Origin of the sequence: Faecalibacterium sp. BIOML-A4, from assembly GCF_009679665.1 — a bacterium.
Classification (GTDB): Bacteria; Bacillota; Clostridia; order Oscillospirales; family Ruminococcaceae; genus Faecalibacterium; species Faecalibacterium taiwanense.
This window is the reverse complement of record NZ_WKZG01000004.1, coordinates 20,019-35,751: the sequence shown is the minus strand read 5'-3', so window position 1 is coordinate 35,751 and position 15,733 is coordinate 20,019. Positions and strand designations below refer to the sequence as shown.

At 59.0% G+C, this 15,733-nt stretch carries 15 protein-coding genes; 12 read left to right on the top strand and 3 right to left on the bottom strand.

Features of this window, described 5'->3' with window-relative positions:
- The first annotated feature begins 22 nt into the window (after positions 1–22).
- The 10 genes from thrB to GKG34_RS03835 all read left to right on the top strand — a co-directional run bounded on the left by thrB (position 23) and on the right by GKG34_RS03835 (position 9,738).
- Positions 23–928 carry a homoserine kinase gene (gene thrB, locus GKG34_RS03880; protein ID WP_005945895.1) on the top strand — a complete coding sequence of 302 codons (906 nt, stop codon included), beginning with the start codon at positions 23–25 and terminating at the stop codon, positions 926–928.
- A gap of 93 nt (positions 929–1,021) precedes the next feature.
- Complete coding sequence (locus GKG34_RS03875) at positions 1,022–2,221, top strand: aspartate kinase (RefSeq protein WP_005945897.1); 1,200 nt, start codon at positions 1,022–1,024, stop codon at positions 2,219–2,221.
- A 313-nt stretch (positions 2,222–2,534) separates the two neighbouring features.
- Positions 2,535–3,347, top strand: a complete 813-nt coding sequence (locus GKG34_RS03870; RefSeq protein WP_044954214.1) for a M15 family metallopeptidase — start codon at positions 2,535–2,537, stop codon at positions 3,345–3,347.
- Positions 3,348–3,386: 39 nt separating this feature from the next.
- The gene (locus GKG34_RS03865) at positions 3,387–4,682 is read left to right on the top strand and encodes an insulinase family protein (protein WP_044954215.1); all 1,296 of its coding nucleotides are present in this window, start codon (positions 3,387–3,389) and stop codon (positions 4,680–4,682) included.
- Positions 4,669–5,979 (top strand): pitrilysin family protein, encoded by a 1,311-nt coding sequence (locus tag GKG34_RS03860; protein ID WP_154255640.1) that lies wholly within the window; start codon positions 4,669–4,671, stop codon positions 5,977–5,979. The genes GKG34_RS03865 and GKG34_RS03860 overlap by 14 nt, the downstream gene beginning before the upstream one ends.
- Positions 5,976–7,028, top strand: coding sequence for a prolipoprotein diacylglyceryl transferase (lgt, locus tag GKG34_RS03855; protein WP_154255639.1), 1,053 nt, complete (start codon positions 5,976–5,978; stop codon positions 7,026–7,028). The genes GKG34_RS03860 and lgt overlap by 4 nt, the downstream gene beginning before the upstream one ends.
- Positions 7,029–7,176: 148 nt before the next feature.
- Positions 7,177–7,488 carry a 50S ribosomal protein L21 gene (rplU, locus tag GKG34_RS03850; RefSeq protein ID WP_044954216.1) on the top strand — a complete coding sequence of 104 codons (312 nt, stop codon included), beginning with the start codon at positions 7,177–7,179 and terminating at the stop codon, positions 7,486–7,488.
- 14 nt (positions 7,489–7,502) lie between these two features.
- Positions 7,503–7,754, top strand: a complete 252-nt coding sequence (gene rpmA / locus GKG34_RS03845) for a 50S ribosomal protein L27 (protein WP_005945908.1) — start codon at positions 7,503–7,505, stop codon at positions 7,752–7,754.
- Positions 7,755–7,902: 148 nt separating this feature from the next.
- Positions 7,903–9,186, top strand: coding sequence for a GTPase ObgE (obgE, locus tag GKG34_RS03840; RefSeq protein WP_005945910.1), 1,284 nt, complete (start codon positions 7,903–7,905; stop codon positions 9,184–9,186).
- Between the two features lie 147 nt (positions 9,187–9,333).
- Complete coding sequence (locus GKG34_RS03835; protein ID WP_005945912.1) at positions 9,334–9,738, top strand: ribonuclease III domain-containing protein; 405 nt, start codon at positions 9,334–9,336, stop codon at positions 9,736–9,738.
- Between the two features lie 117 nt (positions 9,739–9,855).
- Here GKG34_RS03835 and GKG34_RS03830 read toward each other — a convergent pair whose 3' ends face one another.
- Positions 9,856–10,038, bottom strand: coding sequence for a hypothetical protein (locus tag GKG34_RS03830; RefSeq protein WP_097775376.1), 183 nt, complete (start codon positions 10,036–10,038; stop codon positions 9,856–9,858).
- Between the two features lie 105 nt (positions 10,039–10,143).
- Here GKG34_RS03830 and GKG34_RS03825 point away from each other — a divergent pair, with 105 nt between their 5' ends.
- Together GKG34_RS03825 and GKG34_RS03820 are read left to right on the top strand one after the other, a co-directional pair.
- Positions 10,144–11,691, top strand: coding sequence for an RsmB/NOP family class I SAM-dependent RNA methyltransferase (locus GKG34_RS03825; RefSeq protein ID WP_154255638.1), 1,548 nt, complete (start codon positions 10,144–10,146; stop codon positions 11,689–11,691).
- Positions 11,692–11,872: 181 nt separating this feature from the next.
- Entirely contained in the window at positions 11,873–12,610 is a 738-nt protein-coding gene (locus tag GKG34_RS03820) for a YebC/PmpR family DNA-binding transcriptional regulator (RefSeq protein ID WP_044954219.1), read from the top strand.
- A 191-nt stretch (positions 12,611–12,801) separates the two neighbouring features.
- On the opposite strand, the gene galT is transcribed toward GKG34_RS03820, so the two are convergent.
- Both galT and GKG34_RS03810 read right to left on the bottom strand, forming a co-directional pair.
- Complete coding sequence (gene galT / locus GKG34_RS03815) at positions 12,802–14,301, bottom strand: UDP-glucose--hexose-1-phosphate uridylyltransferase (RefSeq protein WP_005945920.1); 1,500 nt, start codon at positions 14,299–14,301, stop codon at positions 12,802–12,804.
- Positions 14,298–15,584: a galactokinase family protein gene (locus GKG34_RS03810; protein WP_097777636.1), complete on the bottom strand. Its 1,287-nt coding sequence runs from the start codon at positions 15,582–15,584 to the stop codon at positions 14,298–14,300. Before GKG34_RS03810 ends, galT begins: the two co-directional genes overlap by 4 nt.
- Positions 15,585–15,733: the final 149 nt, after the last annotated feature.

The following is a 15,733-nucleotide window of genomic DNA, read 5'->3' as shown; positions in this document are numbered from 1 at the left end:
AATAAGGAAAGGTGCGGCGGCTATGAAGATCAAGGTTTCTGTCCCGGCCACCAGTGCAAACATCGGCTCCGGCTTTGATGCGCTGGGTCTGGCGGTGACGCTGTATAATACGGTCACCTTTGAAGAGAGCGAAGTGCTGGATATCTCGTCTGCGGACGGTACCCGCATCCCGCGCGGTGAATCGAACCTCGTGTACCGTTCGGCAAAGGGGCTGTTTGAGAAGGTGGGCAAGCAGATCCCGCCCCTCAAGATCACCCAGACGAATCCCATCCCCATGGCGCGCGGCCTTGGTTCTTCCTCGGCCTGCATCATTGCGGGACTGCTGGGTGCAAACCGGATGCTGGGCGATGTGCTCAACACGCAGGAGCTGCTCACGCTGGCTACCTCCATCGAGGGCCACCCCGATAACGTGGCCCCGGCTCTTCTGGGCGGCCTGACCAGCAGCGTGTTCGAGGATGGCAAGGTGTACTCGGTCAAGCGCAATGTGGATGAAACGCTGTGCTTTGCCGCCATCGTGCCGGACTACAAGCTGCTGACGGAAGCCGCTCGTGCGGCCCTGCCCAAAGAAGTCTCCCACAAGGACGCGGTATATAACCTTTCGCGCGCTGCGCTGGTGCCCGCCGCCTTCTGCGAGGGCAGACATGATCTGCTGGCCATTGCCACCGAGGATAAGCTGCACCAGCCCTACCGTATGCCGCTGATGCCCGGCTCCAAGGAAGTGTTCGATATGGCACGCCTGTGTGGTGCAAAGGCTGTTTACGTTTCCGGTGCGGGCAGCACCGTGATGGCCGTAGCGGAAAAGGCGGAGGCCGAAAAGTTCTATTCCAAGCTGGAAAAGGGTCTGGAGCTGCTGGAAGGTCTGGACGGATGTGAAGCATTTACATTGCTGCGTTTGGATGCCGATAACACCGGCGCAACGGTGGAATGATAAATGGGTAAGGAAAGTGCAAGGCGCTGCTGACCGCTTCCGCCCGGTGTACCCCCTTTTGACAAAGGGACAAAAAGAGGAGAGTGACAAGATATGGCGTTGATCGTACAGAAGTTCGGCGGTTCTTCGGTGAAGGACCGTGACCGTATCTTCAACGTGGCACGCATTGTGGCAAACACCCACAACGCGGGCAATGACGTAGTTGTGGTGGTGTCCGCTCAGGGCGATACCACCGATGACCTGATCGCCAAGGCTGGGGAGATCACCCACAACCCTTCGGCCCGTGAAATGGATATGCTGCTGGCTAGCGGCGAGCAGATCAGCATTTCGCTGCTGGCCATGGCACTGAATGAGCTGGGCTGCCATGCCATCAGCCTGACCGGCTGGCAGGCTGGCTTCCGCACCGACCGCGCCTATACCAAGGCGCGCATCACCCGCTTGGAGACAGAGCGCATCTCTTCTGAGCTGGAGCGCAACCGTGTGGTCGTTGTGGCAGGCTTCCAGGGCCTGAACAAGATGGATGACATCACCACTCTGGGCCGCGGCGGCTCCGACACCAGCGCTGTTGCCATTGCAGCAGCCCTGCACGCAGACCGCTGCCAGATCTTTACCGATGTGGAAGGCGTTTACACGGCCGACCCGCGCAAGGTGCGCAACACCCGCAAGCTGGATGAGATCACCTTTGACGAGATGCTGGAGCTGGCATCTCTGGGTGCACAGGTGCTGAACAACCGCAGCGTGGAGCTGGCCAAAAAGTATAATGTGGAGCTGGAGGTGCTCTCCAGCCTGAATCCCGTGCCCGGTACGGTGGTCAAGGAGGTTACAAAAGACATGGAAGGTATGCTGATCAAGGGTGTCGCAAAGGACACTGATGTTGCTGTTATCACGATTCTGAACGTTCCCGATGAGCCGGGCATGAGCTTCAAGATCTTCGGTCTGCTGGCCCAGAAGAACATCAACGTGGACATCATCCTGCAGTCCACCGGCCGTGACGGCAAGAAGGATATCAGCTTTACCTGCTCTGAGGGCGAAGCCGATCTGGCCATGCGCGTGCTGAAGGAGAGCGCACACTTCAACGATGTGAGCGTGGACACCACCTGCGCCAAGGTCTCCATTGTGGGTGCCGGTATGCAGAGCCACAGCGGCGTTGCTTCCAAGATGTTTGAGGCACTGTCCAACAACAACATCAACATCAAGATGATCTCCACCAGCGAGATCAAGATCTCCTGCATCATCAACCGCGACGATGCCGACAAGGCTGTTTCTGCGATCCACGATATGCTGTTTGATTAAATAAAAATATAGGAATGCCGCATCGCCTTTTAGGTGGTGCGGCATTTTTGCGTGGAAAACTCCTCCAGTCGCCTGCGGCGACAGCCCCCTCTGAGAGGGGGCCTTTGGCAGAGCGGGAAACTTTTCTGTTTCGCCAGAGCCTCCCTCATTGAGGGAGGTGGATGCGAGCGTGCGAGCAGACGGAAGGAGTTTTTTCGGTCATACTTATTTTACACTTCCGGCGTTTACACAAAATGCAAAGGGGTGTATAATATACACTGTATCTGTGCGGCGCAGTGCGCTGCAAATTCTGCAAAAGGAGCTGCAACGCACCATGGAACCGACTGATAGAAATGCTGCAAAGCCCCGCCTGACCCGCGCTCAGTGGAAGCGCCGCAAGCGGCTGCGTCTGGCCCGCAACTGGGCCATTCTCATTCTCGTCTGCGCCGTCATTGTGGCGCTTATGACCAAAGGCATCCTCTGGCTGCTGCCAAAGGTGAACGCCATGCTTGCAGGGCCGCAGAGCTTTGACGCGGCCAGCTACGATGGCACCGGCTACAGCTTTGATGCTGACGATGAGCGCTTTGTGCTGGTAAACACCAATCTGCCTTTTGCCGAGGAACCCTCTCCGGCCCTTGCCGATGCCGATGAAGCCAGCGGTATCCAACTGGAAGCCGAAGCAGCTGCAGCCTACCAGAAAATGGCTGCGGCTGCGGCCGAGGACGGCGTTGCACTGGTGCTGACGGCAGGCTATCAGGACGCAGATGCCCGCAGCGCGGCCTATGAGACGCAGAAGCAGCAGTATCTGGAAAAGGGCAAAACCGAGGAAGAAGCCGCCAGCCTTGCGGCAGATATCCAGCCGCCTGCGGAATGCAATGATCACGGCACCGGCTATGCGGCGGATATCCTCAGTACGGACTACCCGACCCGTGATACCGGCTTTGATACGACCCGCGCCTATGAGTGGCTCACCGCCTACGCCGCCGAATACGGCTTTATCCTGCGCTATCCGCAGGACAGGCAGGCTGCTACCGGCGTGGTGTTTGAGCCGTGGCACTGGCGGTATGTGGGCGTTGAAAATGCCCTTGCCATCCGTGCCAGCGGCCTGAGTCTGGAAGAATTTCTTGCCTTGCAGAAGGCATCATAAAAATAAAAGCTCCCTGTGAAAGCAGGGCGGAGGAACAAATTGGAACGTACTCTCATTGCGCCGGGTGTGCATCTTTCCTGTGACCCGGCGGAAAAATTCAACCGCTGCCGCATCAGCGTCCACTTTGCCTTTCCGGCAAAGCGGGAAACGGCCACAGCACATGCGCTGCTGCCGCTGGTGCTGGAGCGCGGCTATGCCGACTGCCCGGATATGACCCGCCTGACCAAAAAGCTGGCCAAGCTCTACGGTGCAGACCTCACAGTGGATGCCCGGCCCATGGGCTGCAGCCACAACCTGTGTGTTAGTGTTACCGGCATCAAGGATCAGTTTGCGCTGGAAGGGGAGACCCTTACAAGGGAATATGCATCCATTGCACTGGGTGCGGCCTTTCACCCGTATTTTGTGGGCGGCACTTTTGATCCGGAAGCCGTGGGCATTGAAAAGCAGATGCTGAAAAAGGCGCTGGAAGATGAGATCAACGATAAGCGCCTTTACTGCCTGCATCAGGCCAACCGGGAATTCTTTGGCGACAGCCCGGCGGGTGTGCGGCAGGAGGGCTATTTGGAAGAGGTGGAAGGCCTGACACCGGAACAGCTTACCGCAGCCTATTACGAGATGCTGCGCACCGCCAACATTGAACTGATCGTGCTGGGCTGCACGGCAGAGCAGACCGCTGCGGTAAAGGATGCACTGCTGGCAGAGCTTGCGGCAATTGACCGCGCACCGCTGCCGCTGGCGGAAAACATTGCCATGCCCCGCCGGGAGCCGGTGCACAAAACCGAAACCTATGATATGGTGCAGGCGAAGCTCTGTATGCTGTTCACGCTGGGCGAACCCATGCGCACCGAACAGCTGGCTGCTGTGCGCCTTGCCATGGCGCTGTACGGCGGCAGTGTGACCAGCCGCCTGTTCCTGAATGTGCGCGAGCGTGACCACCTGTGCTACTACTGCTCGTCCTCGTTCCAGAGCTTTACCGGAAGCATGGCTGTGAACAGCGGCGTGGAGCACGCCGACGCAGCCCGGGCAGAGCAGGCCATCTTGAAGGAACTGGCCGACCTGTGCGATGGCCCCATCACCGACGATGAATTTGAGGACTGCCGTCGGGGTCTGCTGAGCGGGATGCAGGGGGTAGAGGATACCTTGGGCGGCATCGAGACATGGTATTACATTGAAGTGCTGCGCGGCGGCGACCCAGCCAAGGTGCAGACACCCGCCGAAGCCCGCGCCGCTCTGCAGGCTGTGACCAAGGACGACGTGCGCGCCATCCTGCGCAAACTGACCCTCTCGGTCAGCTATCTGCTCACAAAGGAGGTGGCCGCTCATGCCGCAGAATAACCAGACCCTGCTGGAAAAGACCGTGGCTGACCAGTGGCAGACCCTGCCCTCCGGACTGACCGTTATCGTGCGGCCCATGCCGGGCTATTCCAGCACTCATGTCATTTTTGCTACCCGCTTTGGCTCCATTGACCGGGATTTCCGGCTGGACGGCAAAGAGGTGCATCTGCCTGCAGGCGTGGCACACTTCCTCGAGCACAAGATGTTTGAAGATCAGGACGGCGATGCCTTTGCAAAGTATGCCAAGACTGGTGCCAATGCCAACGCATTTACCAGCTTTGACCGCACCTGCTACCTGTTCACTGCGACCCAGCAGCTGGACGAAAGCTTGGATGTGCTGCTGGGCATGGTGACTCATCCGTACTTTACCGAGCAGACCATCGCCAAGGAGCAGGGCATCATCGGGCAGGAGATCAAAATGTACGATGACAGCCCGGACTGGCGGCTCATCACCGGCCTGTTCGAGTGCTTGTACCACGAGCATCCCATCCGCAGCGATATCGCGGGCACGGTGGAGAGCATTGCTGAGATCACGCCGGAGATGCTTTACGACAGCTGCAAAGCCTTCTATGCACCGGGCAATATGGTGCTGGCGGCTGCCGGAAACACTACCATGGAGCAGATCCTGGCTGCCTGTGAGCGCCACGGCCTGATGAAACCGCGCAGCACCGAAAGAGTGCAACGGCTGTGGAAGCCGGAACCCATGACGCTGGCGGCAGCCCATAAGACCCTGAAAATGCCGGTGTCCAAGCCCTGCTTCGGCGTGGGCTTCAAGGAGAAGCCGTTGCCCCCGAACGATCTGCGCACTGAAGCGCTGTATGATCTGATCCTGAGCTGCATCACAGGCGGCATGTCGCCGCTGTACCGCCGTCTGTACGACGGGGGCCTTGTGAACCCCGGCTTTGGCGGGGAAGTGCTGCGGGTGGACGGCTGCTGCTGCATCCTGTTCACCGGCGAAAGCGATGCACCGGATACCGTGCGGAAGCTGCTGCTGGACGAGATCGCCCGCATCCGTGCCGCAGGTGTGGACAGGGAGATCTTTACCCTGTGCAAGAACGAAAAGTACGGCCAGCTGATCGAAAACCTGGAAAATGTGGAGGACTCGGCCAGCCAGATGGCAGACTTTGCCCTCTCCGGCCAGACGGTGGCGCAGCAGATCACCATGCTGGCAGGGCTGACTGCCGAGGATGCGGACGCTGCGCTGCAGCACATCCTCAGCACCGACCGCATGGCTGTGATGGATATTCTGCCAGATGGCACTGCGCCGCTGGCCGAGAACGAGGAGGAAGCAGAATGACAAATCTGGTGCAGTTCCCGGGGCTGGGCCTGAGCTTTGAGATCAACCGCGTGGCCCTTTCCATTGGCGGGTTCAATATTTACTGGTATGGCGTGTGCATTGCCTTTGGCATCTGTCTGGCGCTGGTATTTGCGTTCCGCCACAGCATCGAGTTCGGCGTGGACCCGGACAGCATGGTGGACGTGATCTTGATTGGCATCGTGCTGGGCATTGTCAGCGCCCGCGCTTACTATGTGGCCATGGCACCCTTTAAATACGAAAGCATCTGGGAGATGATCGCCATTCGGGATGGCGGCCTTGCCATCTACGGTGGCATCATCGGCGGCTTTCTGTTCGGTGGCTTGGCCTGCAAACGGCGGGGCGTGCCGGTGCTGCCCATGTTCGACCTGACCGCTATGGGTTTTCTGCTGGGACAGGGCTGCGGCCGCTGGGGCAACTTCTTCAATCAGGAGGCCTTCGGCTGCAACACCACCCTGCCGTGGGGCATGTTCAGCGAAACGACCCGCGCTTACCTGATGGGCAGCACAGTCACGGCCCAGAGCGGCGTGACCATTGACCCGAATCTGCCGGTGCATCCCACCTTCCTGTACGAAAGCATCTGGTGCTTCGTGGGCTTTCTCCTGCTGTTCCGTTATATTAAAAAGCGCAAGTTCAACGGTGACATTGCCCTGCGGTATATGATCTGGTACGGCGCGGGCCGCTTCTGGATCGAAGCCCTGCGCACCGACAGTCTGATGCTGGTGCCCTCCATTGGTCTGCGGGCATCCCAGCTGGTGGCAGGTATCGCTGTGGTAGTCGGTGTGGCTGCGGAAATTTACTTCACCCACAAGTTCAAGGACAAGCCCCTGATGGTAAAGCTGGCAATGACGGCGGACAACAAAGCCGCAGTCAATAAGCTGAGCAAAGAAAAAGCTGTTATCGGTCTGATGACGGATACAGATACTGAACTGCTGGCCTCCAGCCCGCGTAAGCTCTTCGTGGAGCGCACCGAAGCGTATAATGCCGAAGTAAAACGCACCATCGCGGAAAGCGGAAAGGCGAAACAATAAAAAATTCTTCGGAAAGAGGAAAATTCCTCTTGCATTTCCATCGCTTTTTTGCTATAATATTCTAGCCGCGTGGTGTGGGCGCCTGAAATGGCCCAGTGTAAGGGCCTGCCTTTACGACCAGCGAGTACAACGAAAAGGAATGAACAAAATGTACGCAATCATTGTTACCGGCGGTAAGCAGTACCGCGTGGAGCAGGGCGACATCGTCTACATCGAAAAGCTGGACGTTGAGGCCGACTCCGAAGTGAAGTTTGATCAGGTTCTCGCTATTGGCGAGGAGGGTTCTGTGAAGGTTGGCGCTCCCGTTGTTGAGGGTGCTACCGTTACTGCCAAGGTCATCAAGAATGGCAAGGGCAAGAAGCTGAACATCATCACCTATCGCGCAAAGAAGCACAGTGCTCGCCGTATGGGCCATCGTCAGCCCTTCACCAAGGTTGAGATCACTGCGATCAACGGCTAAGGAGGTAAATTACAATGGCACATAAAAAGGGCGTAGGCAGCACCAAGAACGGCCGCGATTCCGCAGCACAGCGTCTGGGCACCAAGCGTGCAGACGGTCAGTTCGTTCTGGCCGGCAACATCCTGGTTCGTCAGCGTGGCACCCACATCATGCCGGGTGAGAACGTTGGCAAGGGCAGCGATGACACCCTGTTTGCTCTGGTGGACGGTACCGTCCGTTTCGAGCGCGTGGGTAAAGACGGCAAGAAGTGCAGCGTCAAGCAGTAACTTCTTTCGGATAACTGCAAAACGTAGAGAGCCGGACCCTCGTGGCCCGGCTCTTTTTGATGAAAGAACCCTCTCAGGCCGCGCTTTGGCGCGTCCAGCTCCCCCGAAGGGGCGAGCTGAATAGAGGTAGAAACTAAGGAGGGGCTGTATGGCAGCACAAACCAACTTTATCGACATCGCCACGATATGGCTCCACGCGGGCAAGGGCGGCGACGGTGCGGTGAGCTTTCACCGTGAAAAATTCGTGGCCGCTGGCGGCCCGGACGGCGGCGACGGCGGCCGCGGCGGCGATATCATCTTTGTGGTGGACGATCACCTGACCACCCTGATGGATTTCCGCTATAAGCGCAAGTATGTGGCCCCGGAGGGTGGCAAGGGCGGTGCAAGCCTGTGCCACGGCAAAAACGCGGAGAACCTTGTCATCAAGGTGCCGCTGGGCACCGTCATCAAGGACGCCGAGAGCGGCCTTGTCATTGCGGACCTGTCCGACCACACCCCAGTCACCATTGCAAAGGGTGGCCGCGGCGGCTACGGCAATGCGCATTTTGCCACTCCCACCCGACAGATCCCCAAGTTTGCAAAGCCCGGTATGCCCGGCGAAGACATTCAGGTGACGCTGGAGCTGAAGCTGATCGCCGATGTGGGTCTGATCGGCTTCCCCAATGTGGGTAAGTCCACCCTCATTTCCACCATCAGCGCAGCCAAGCCTAAGATCGCAAACTACCACTTCACCACGCTGGTGCCCACGCTGGGCGTTGTGTCCGTGGCGGAGGGCGCAAGCTTTGTCTGCGCTGACATCCCCGGCCTGATCGAGGGTGCCAGCGAGGGCATCGGTCTGGGACATGACTTCCTGCGCCATGTGGAGCGCTGCCGCCTGCTGCTGCATGTGGTGGATGTTTCTGGCAGCGAGTGCCGTGAACCCATTGAAGATTTTGAAAAGATCAACGAGGAGCTGGCAAAGTTCAGCCCTGTGCTGGCTGAGCGCCCGCAGATCGTTGTGGGCAACAAGTGTGATCTGGCCACCGAGGAGCAGATCGAAGCTTTCCGCAAGTATGTGGAGGGCAAGGGCTTGACCTTTGTGCCCATCTCTGCCGCTACGATGCAGGGCGTGAAGGAATTGCCGGGCCTCGTGTATAACCGCCTGAAAGATATCCCGCCGGTGCCGGTGTTTGCTCCCGAGTACAAGAAGCCCGAACCCAAGGCCAACGACCGTGCGTTTGAGATCAAGCGCATGGAAGCCCATGTATGGAGCGTGGAAGCCCCGTGGCTGGAATACATTCTGGCCGGCAGCAATGTGGACGACTACGAAAGCCTGCAGTTCTTCCAGCGTCAGCTGGGCGAGAGCGGCATTCTGGACGCTCTGGTGGCAAAGGGCGTGCAGGAGAACGACACCATTCTCATTGGCGATTACCAGTTCGATTATATCTTCTAAAGAAGAACCCTCTCCGTCAACGCTGCCGCGCTGCCACCTCTCCCGAAGGGCGAGGTTTCACGCATCTAAAAAGTACGTGCAATAAAAGCTCCCCCTTTCGGGGGAGCTGGCGAGCGGATGCGAGTCTGAGAGGGTTGGAGAATATTTATGAACGAACCTGAAAAAATCGACCCGCGGGAGCTCAGCCCGTTGGCGCTGGCCTTTGTGGGCGACAGCGTGCTGGAACTGCTGGTGAGACAGCGTCTGGTGGAGCATCACCGCCTGTCTGCCGGAAAGCTCAACGCAGAAAAGGTCAAATATGTCTCGGCCCGGGCACAGTTCCGGGAGGAACAGCTGCTGGAGCCGCTGTTCACTGAGGACGAACTGGCCGTGTTCAAGCGGGGCCGCAACGCCAGCAAGGCCAGCGTGGCAAAGCACGCTTCCCCGGAGGAATACCGTGCTTCCACCGGCTTCGAGTGCCTGCTGGGCTGGCTGTATCTGAACGGTCAGCTGGGCCGTGTGCACGAGCTGTTTGAAACACTGTGGCAGCAGTTCGACCCCAACGAAAAATAAAAACGCGAAAGCCCGCTGCTTTCCGCACTGGAAAACAGTGCCGGAGGGCAGCGGGCTTTGCGATTTGAGAAAGATCAGAGGTTCGCGCCCGTGGTCCATCAGGCGCGAAGGGCAGCGTTAGCGGCTGTTTTTGGCGTTGCTGGAACGGCTGCTCGTGGAGTTCTTGGCGCTCTCATCGTCGGCACCCTTGGTGTACTGGTTGGGGTGCTTGTGCTCGTTGGTGGCGCTGTTGGTGGTCTGGTTGGACGTGCGGTTCGAGGTCTGATTCTTGCAGTTATTGCTGCGGTTTTCGGTTGCCATAGTGAATGATCTCCTTTCGGTTTTCCGTGCGGGGCGGTGTGCCCCTCACAAGACCTAGTTTGGCCGCGGACGGCGGCTTTATACATCCCACAGGAGGAATGCAGAATGCCCATGGAATATTTTGAACAGCGGGAGCGCGCTCTGCTGGGAGACCGGTTCGATGTCCTGTATGCAGCCCCGCAGGAAACGGCGGAGCGCGGCGTAACGGTGTCGGCCCTGCGCAGCTCACCGGAGCAGTTTGCCGCAAAAGTCGATTTCCCACTGGAAGCATCGCCCTTTTGCAAGGCGGCATTCGTGGTGCATCAGCCGGATGATTTGAAATTCCGGCCCGGGCGGCATCCGTACCACCATGCGGGCGTGTTCTACTCGCAGGAGCCGTCTGCGTCCTCGGCGGCACCGCTGCTGGGCGTGCAGCCCGGGATGCGTGTGCTGGACATGTGCGCCGCGCCCGGCGGCAAAAGCAGCCAGCTGGCGGCGGCGCTGCAGGGCCGGGGTGTGCTGGTGAGCAACGAATACGTTGCAGCTCGTGCGGATATCCTGAAAAGCAATCTGGAACGCATGGGCGTGTCCAATGCGGTGGTGCTGAACGAAGCACCTGCCCGCATTGCGGATGCGCTGCCGGAATTTTTTGACCGGGTGCTGGTGGACGCGCCCTGTTCCGGCGAGGGAATGTTCCGCAAGGAGCCGGTGGCTCGTCAGCAGCACTGTGAAGCGCTGGTGAAGCAGTGTGCTGAGCTGGGTGCAGAAATTCTGGACTGTGCAGCCGCTGTGCTGGCCCCGGGCGGGCAGCTGGTGTATTCCACCTGCACCTTTGCACCCGAGGAGGACGAGGGACAGGTGGCGGCGTTCCTGCAGCGCCACCCGGAGTTCACCCTTGCGGATGCCTTGGGAAATGTGGACTACACCTTTGGCAGTGAGGGCGAAGCCAACCGCACCGGCGGCCTGCCGCTGGATGTGAGCAAGGTGCGCCGTATCTGGCCCTGTCAGGGCGGCGAGGGCCACTTTATGGCCCGGCTCGTCAAAGCTGGCACTCCGCGCGTTCTGCCCGCAGAGGGCGAGTACACTGCCGAAGAACAGCTCTGGCTGGCAGCAGCGGAAGCTGCGGGCAAAAAGGCCAAGGGGAAGGGCGGCAAGCCTGCCAAGACCCCGGATGCCCGCAGTGCCCGCCGCGAGAATGCCCGTGCCTGCCGGGAAGCGGTGCAGGGTGAAAAGCGCAGCCGCGAAGCACAGGCAGGGGAGACAAGTCCTGCCCAGAGCCTTGCAGCATGGCACGCGTTTGCCAGGCAGTATTTCCCGGCGCTGGCAGACCGCCCGGCTGTGGTGCACGGCGGCGGTGTGCTGCTGCCGGTGCCGTTCCCGAAGACGAACCTGCATGTGCTGCGGGCGGGCGTATTTGTGGGCAGCGTGCAGAAAGGCCGCTTTGTGCCGGAGCACCATCTGTTCACGGCATTTGGCGCACAGTGCGTAAACCGCGAAGAACTCACCCTTGATGACCCGCGCTGCGTGGAGTATCTTTCCGGCCGTGAGGTGGAAGCCCGCATCGCTGCTGACGGCTGGTGCTGCGTGACGGTGGACGGCTGGCCGCTGGGCGGCGGCAAGGTGTCCGGCGGGCGGGTGAAAAACCATTATCCCAAGGCGCTGCGGTTGCTGTGAACGGGCAGAAAAAGCGCATTTTTCCGCGCAGAATGCTGAAAACCGGGCGGATAAGGCTTGAACGCTCTGCCCGGTTGTGCTACAATAATAGAGTTAGATTTTGTGTGCTGCCACAATGCGGGCGACCACAGCCCGTCTGCCCGCAGGCGGAGATTTGAGAATATACAGGAGGCTCTTTCCCATGTCTGGACATAGCAAATGGAACAATATTAAGCGCAAGAAGGAAAAGACCGATGGCGCAAAGGCAAAGGTCTTTACCAAGATCGGCCGCGAGATCAGCGTTGCCGTGCGTACCGGCGGCCCGAACCCTGCTTCCAACAGCAAGCTGGCTGACCTGATCGCCAAGGCAAAGCGCATGAGCGTGCCCAACGATAACATCCAGCGCATCATCAAGAAGGCTGAGGGCGGCGATAAGACCGAGTACGAAGCAATCACCTACGAAGGCTACGGCCCCGGCGGCGTTGCTGTCATGGTGGAGACCTTGACCGACAACCGCAACCGTACCGCTGCTGACCTGCGCCACTACTTCGACAAGAACGGCGGCAATCTGGGTGCTATGGGCTGCGTGGGCTTCCTGTTCAGCCAGAAGGGTGTCATTGATATCTCTCTGGAAGATAAGGATGCCGACGAGGCTATGATGGATGCTCTGGATGCTGGTGCCGAGGACTTCGATGCCAGCGAGGATGCAGCCGAGATCACCACCGATCCCGAGAACTATTCTGCTGTGGTTAAGGCCATGGAGGAGAAGGGCTACGAGATTCTCTCCGACGATCTGGCCATGGTGCCCATGACCACCACCCGCCTGACCGACCCCGACCAGCTGAAGCTGATGGGCAAGCTGCTGGATGCGCTGGAAGACAATGATGATGTCCAGAACGTCTGGCACAGCCTGGAGAACGAAGAGGATCTGCCGGAATAACCTTCCGCAAGGCTCTTTGCTCCTGAAATAAGACGATAAAAAGCCGCTTTTTGTGCTAATTGGCACGAAAGGCGGCTTTTTTGTGCTGTGTTACGGGACTGAAAACGGCTTGGGACCTCCACTGAACAATAAAAATCCCCCGTCGGCAAGGCATACCGGCGGGGGAAAGGGGGAGAGCGTTTTTTAATAGATTATTGCACGCTTGCAAGGAACCGCACAAAGCCTGCGCGGCCAGCCTCGTCCATTTTATAGACACCGGCATCGGCCAATACCTGAGCGAACACATGGCCCACCTCGTCCTGCAGGATGAGGTGCACGGTGTCGCCGTTCAGTTCCGGGTGGCGGGCAAGAATATCCTCGGCCCACTCGGCGTGCTTCTGCAGTTCTTCCGGGTACTGGCTCACCGGGGTGCGGGCCACCAGTGCATCGGCCAGCTCAAACAGTTCCTTTTTCAGGCGGCTGGGCAGCACGGCAAGGCCCATGACCTCGATCAGGCCGATGTTTTCCTTTTTGATGTGATGCAGCTTTGCATGGGGATGGAACACGCCCAGCGGATGCTCCGGGGTGGTGATGTTGTTGCGCAGCACCAGATCCAGCTGATACTTGCCGTCCCGCATCCGGGCAATGGGGGTGATGGTGTTATGTGGCTCGCCGTCGGTCTCGGCAAAGATGAAGCATTTTTCGTCCGAGTAGCCGCGCCATGCGGTCAGAATTTTATCGGCCAGCTCCACAAGACGGGCATCATCCTCGCTGGTCAGGCGGATGCAGCTCATGGGCCAGTGCACGATACCGGCATCCACATCCTCAAAACCGGGGAAGACCCACTTCTTTTCAATGGGAGCCTTGGCCATGGCAAACTCGTAATGACCGCCCTGAAAATGGTCGTGGCTGAGAATGCTGCCGCCCACGATGGGCAGGTCGGCGTTGCTGCCCACAAAATAGTGGGGGAACAGGCCCACGAAATCCAGCAGCTTGCGGAAGGTAGCACGCTCGATCTTCATGGGAGTGTGCTGGTTGTTGAACACGATGCAGTGCTCGTTGTAGTAGACGTAGGGGCTGTACTGCAGGTTCCAAGCGCTGTCGTTGATGGTGAGAGGGATGATGCGGTGATTCTCGCGGGCGGGGTGGTTCATGCGGCCTGCATAGCCTTCGTTCTCGGCGCAGAGCTGGCACTTGGGGTAGGCGCTCTGGGGAGCCAGTTTGGCGGCGGCAATGGCCTTGGGGTCTTTTTCGGGCTTCGAGAGGTTGATGGTGATATCCAGATCGCCGTAGGGGGTCTTGGTGACCCATTTCAGGTCGCGCTTGATGCGGTAGCGGCGGATATAATCGGTGTCCTGACTGAATTTATAGAACCAGTCGGTCGCGGCCTGCGGGCCTTCGCTTTCGTAGCGTTCCTCGAAATTGGCGCGCACGATGCTGGGCCGCGGGGTCAATACACCCATGAGCTTTGTGTCGAACAGGTCGCGGGCGGTGGAGTTGTCCTCGCACACACCGCGGGCAACGGCATCATCTACCAGCGTTTTGAGGATGCTTTCCAGATCGGTATAGCACACCTCGCCCTCCGGCGCGGTAAAGTCGTCCAGCTGCATGGTCATAAGCAGCTGGTTGCGGATGTAAATTTCATCATCGGGCAGGATAAGGCCGGTGTCCAGCCCGTAATTCACGAGCTGCTGAATGGCGGTAGAGATCACAGCACTGCGCCTCCTTCCGGGCGGATGCTCAGCACATGGCAGCGGCCCTCACCAAGGATGGCTTCCATGTGGGCCTTGAAGTCGGCCAGCATTTCCACCGGCACAAAGGCCTGAGCCGTACCGGCAAAGCCGCCGCCGTGCACGCGCACAGCGCCCTTGCCGTTCAGATAATGCTTGGCAGCTGCAATGGTCACGCCCATCTCCTGATGCTCCTTGTAACCGGCGGGGATCACGTTCTGCAGGTATTCCCAGCTGCTGTGGCCGGACTCGTTGACCAGACGCAGGAAAGTGTCAAAATCGCCCTCGCGCAGGGCGGCTACCTGTTTTGCCACGCGGTCGTTATCGGCATAGATATGGAAGGCGCGCAGCACGGCACGGTCGCCGCACTGCTTGCGGCACTCCGGAAGCTTTGCAAGGAAGGTCTCAAACGGCACGTCCCGCAGCACTTCGCCGCCGCACACAGCAGCCACGGCGCGGCACTCGGCGGGCACCGCGGCATATTCGTCGGTCAGGTCGGCATGATCTGCGCAGGAATCCAGAATGCACAGGGCAAGGCCTGCCTTGGAGAAATCCACGGCCACCGGCTCCACATCCGGGTGGGCAGGGTCCGCAAAATCAATGGTAATGATGTTGCCCACGCTGGAAGCCATCTGATCCATCAGGCCGCAGGGCTTGCCAAAGTAGACGTTCTCTGCCCACTGGCCGATCTGCGCGATCTCGATGGGGGAGACTTTATCGGTCATGAAGCAGTCATTCAGGATCACGCCGATCAGCACTTCAAAGGCAGCGGAGGAAGAAACGCCGCTGCCTTTGGGCACGTTGGAGGAAATGTACACATCCAGACCGGCCAGCTTTGCGCCGCGCTGACGGAAGGCTTCGCATTCGCCGCGCAGCAGAGAGAGGGTAGTGTTTTCCTCTTCCTTGCGGGCAGCAAGGTCATCAAGGCCAATCACACACAGGTCGTAGCCTTCGCTCTGCACGCGCAGCTGGTTCAGGGTGTTGGGCGCGGCGGCAGCGATCATATCAATATTCACGCTGCCGGCCAGCACGCGGCCATGCTGGTGGTCGGTGTGGTTGCCGCCGATCTCGGTGCGGCCGGGGGCACTGTAAAGACCAGCTTCAGCATGGGGGCCAAAGGTGGCATCCAGACCATTCAGAACAGCTTCGTAGCGGGCAGCCTGTGCAGGAGTTTCTTCGGGCGCACAGCAGTAAAGTGCTGCCAGCCGGGCAGCGTGAGCGCCGCTGGAAAGCTCCTGCTTCCATGCGGAAACAGATTTCATCATAGGATAATCCTCCTTTTGAGCGGGTTGGAACTGCAGTGCAGGGCCGCATACAGGATGCTCTGCACACTTCTGTCCTTATCATATAAAATCCGGACAGAAAAAACCATGTGTTATTGTTGCATCTGGATGAAAAGTTGCAAAAAGACTGA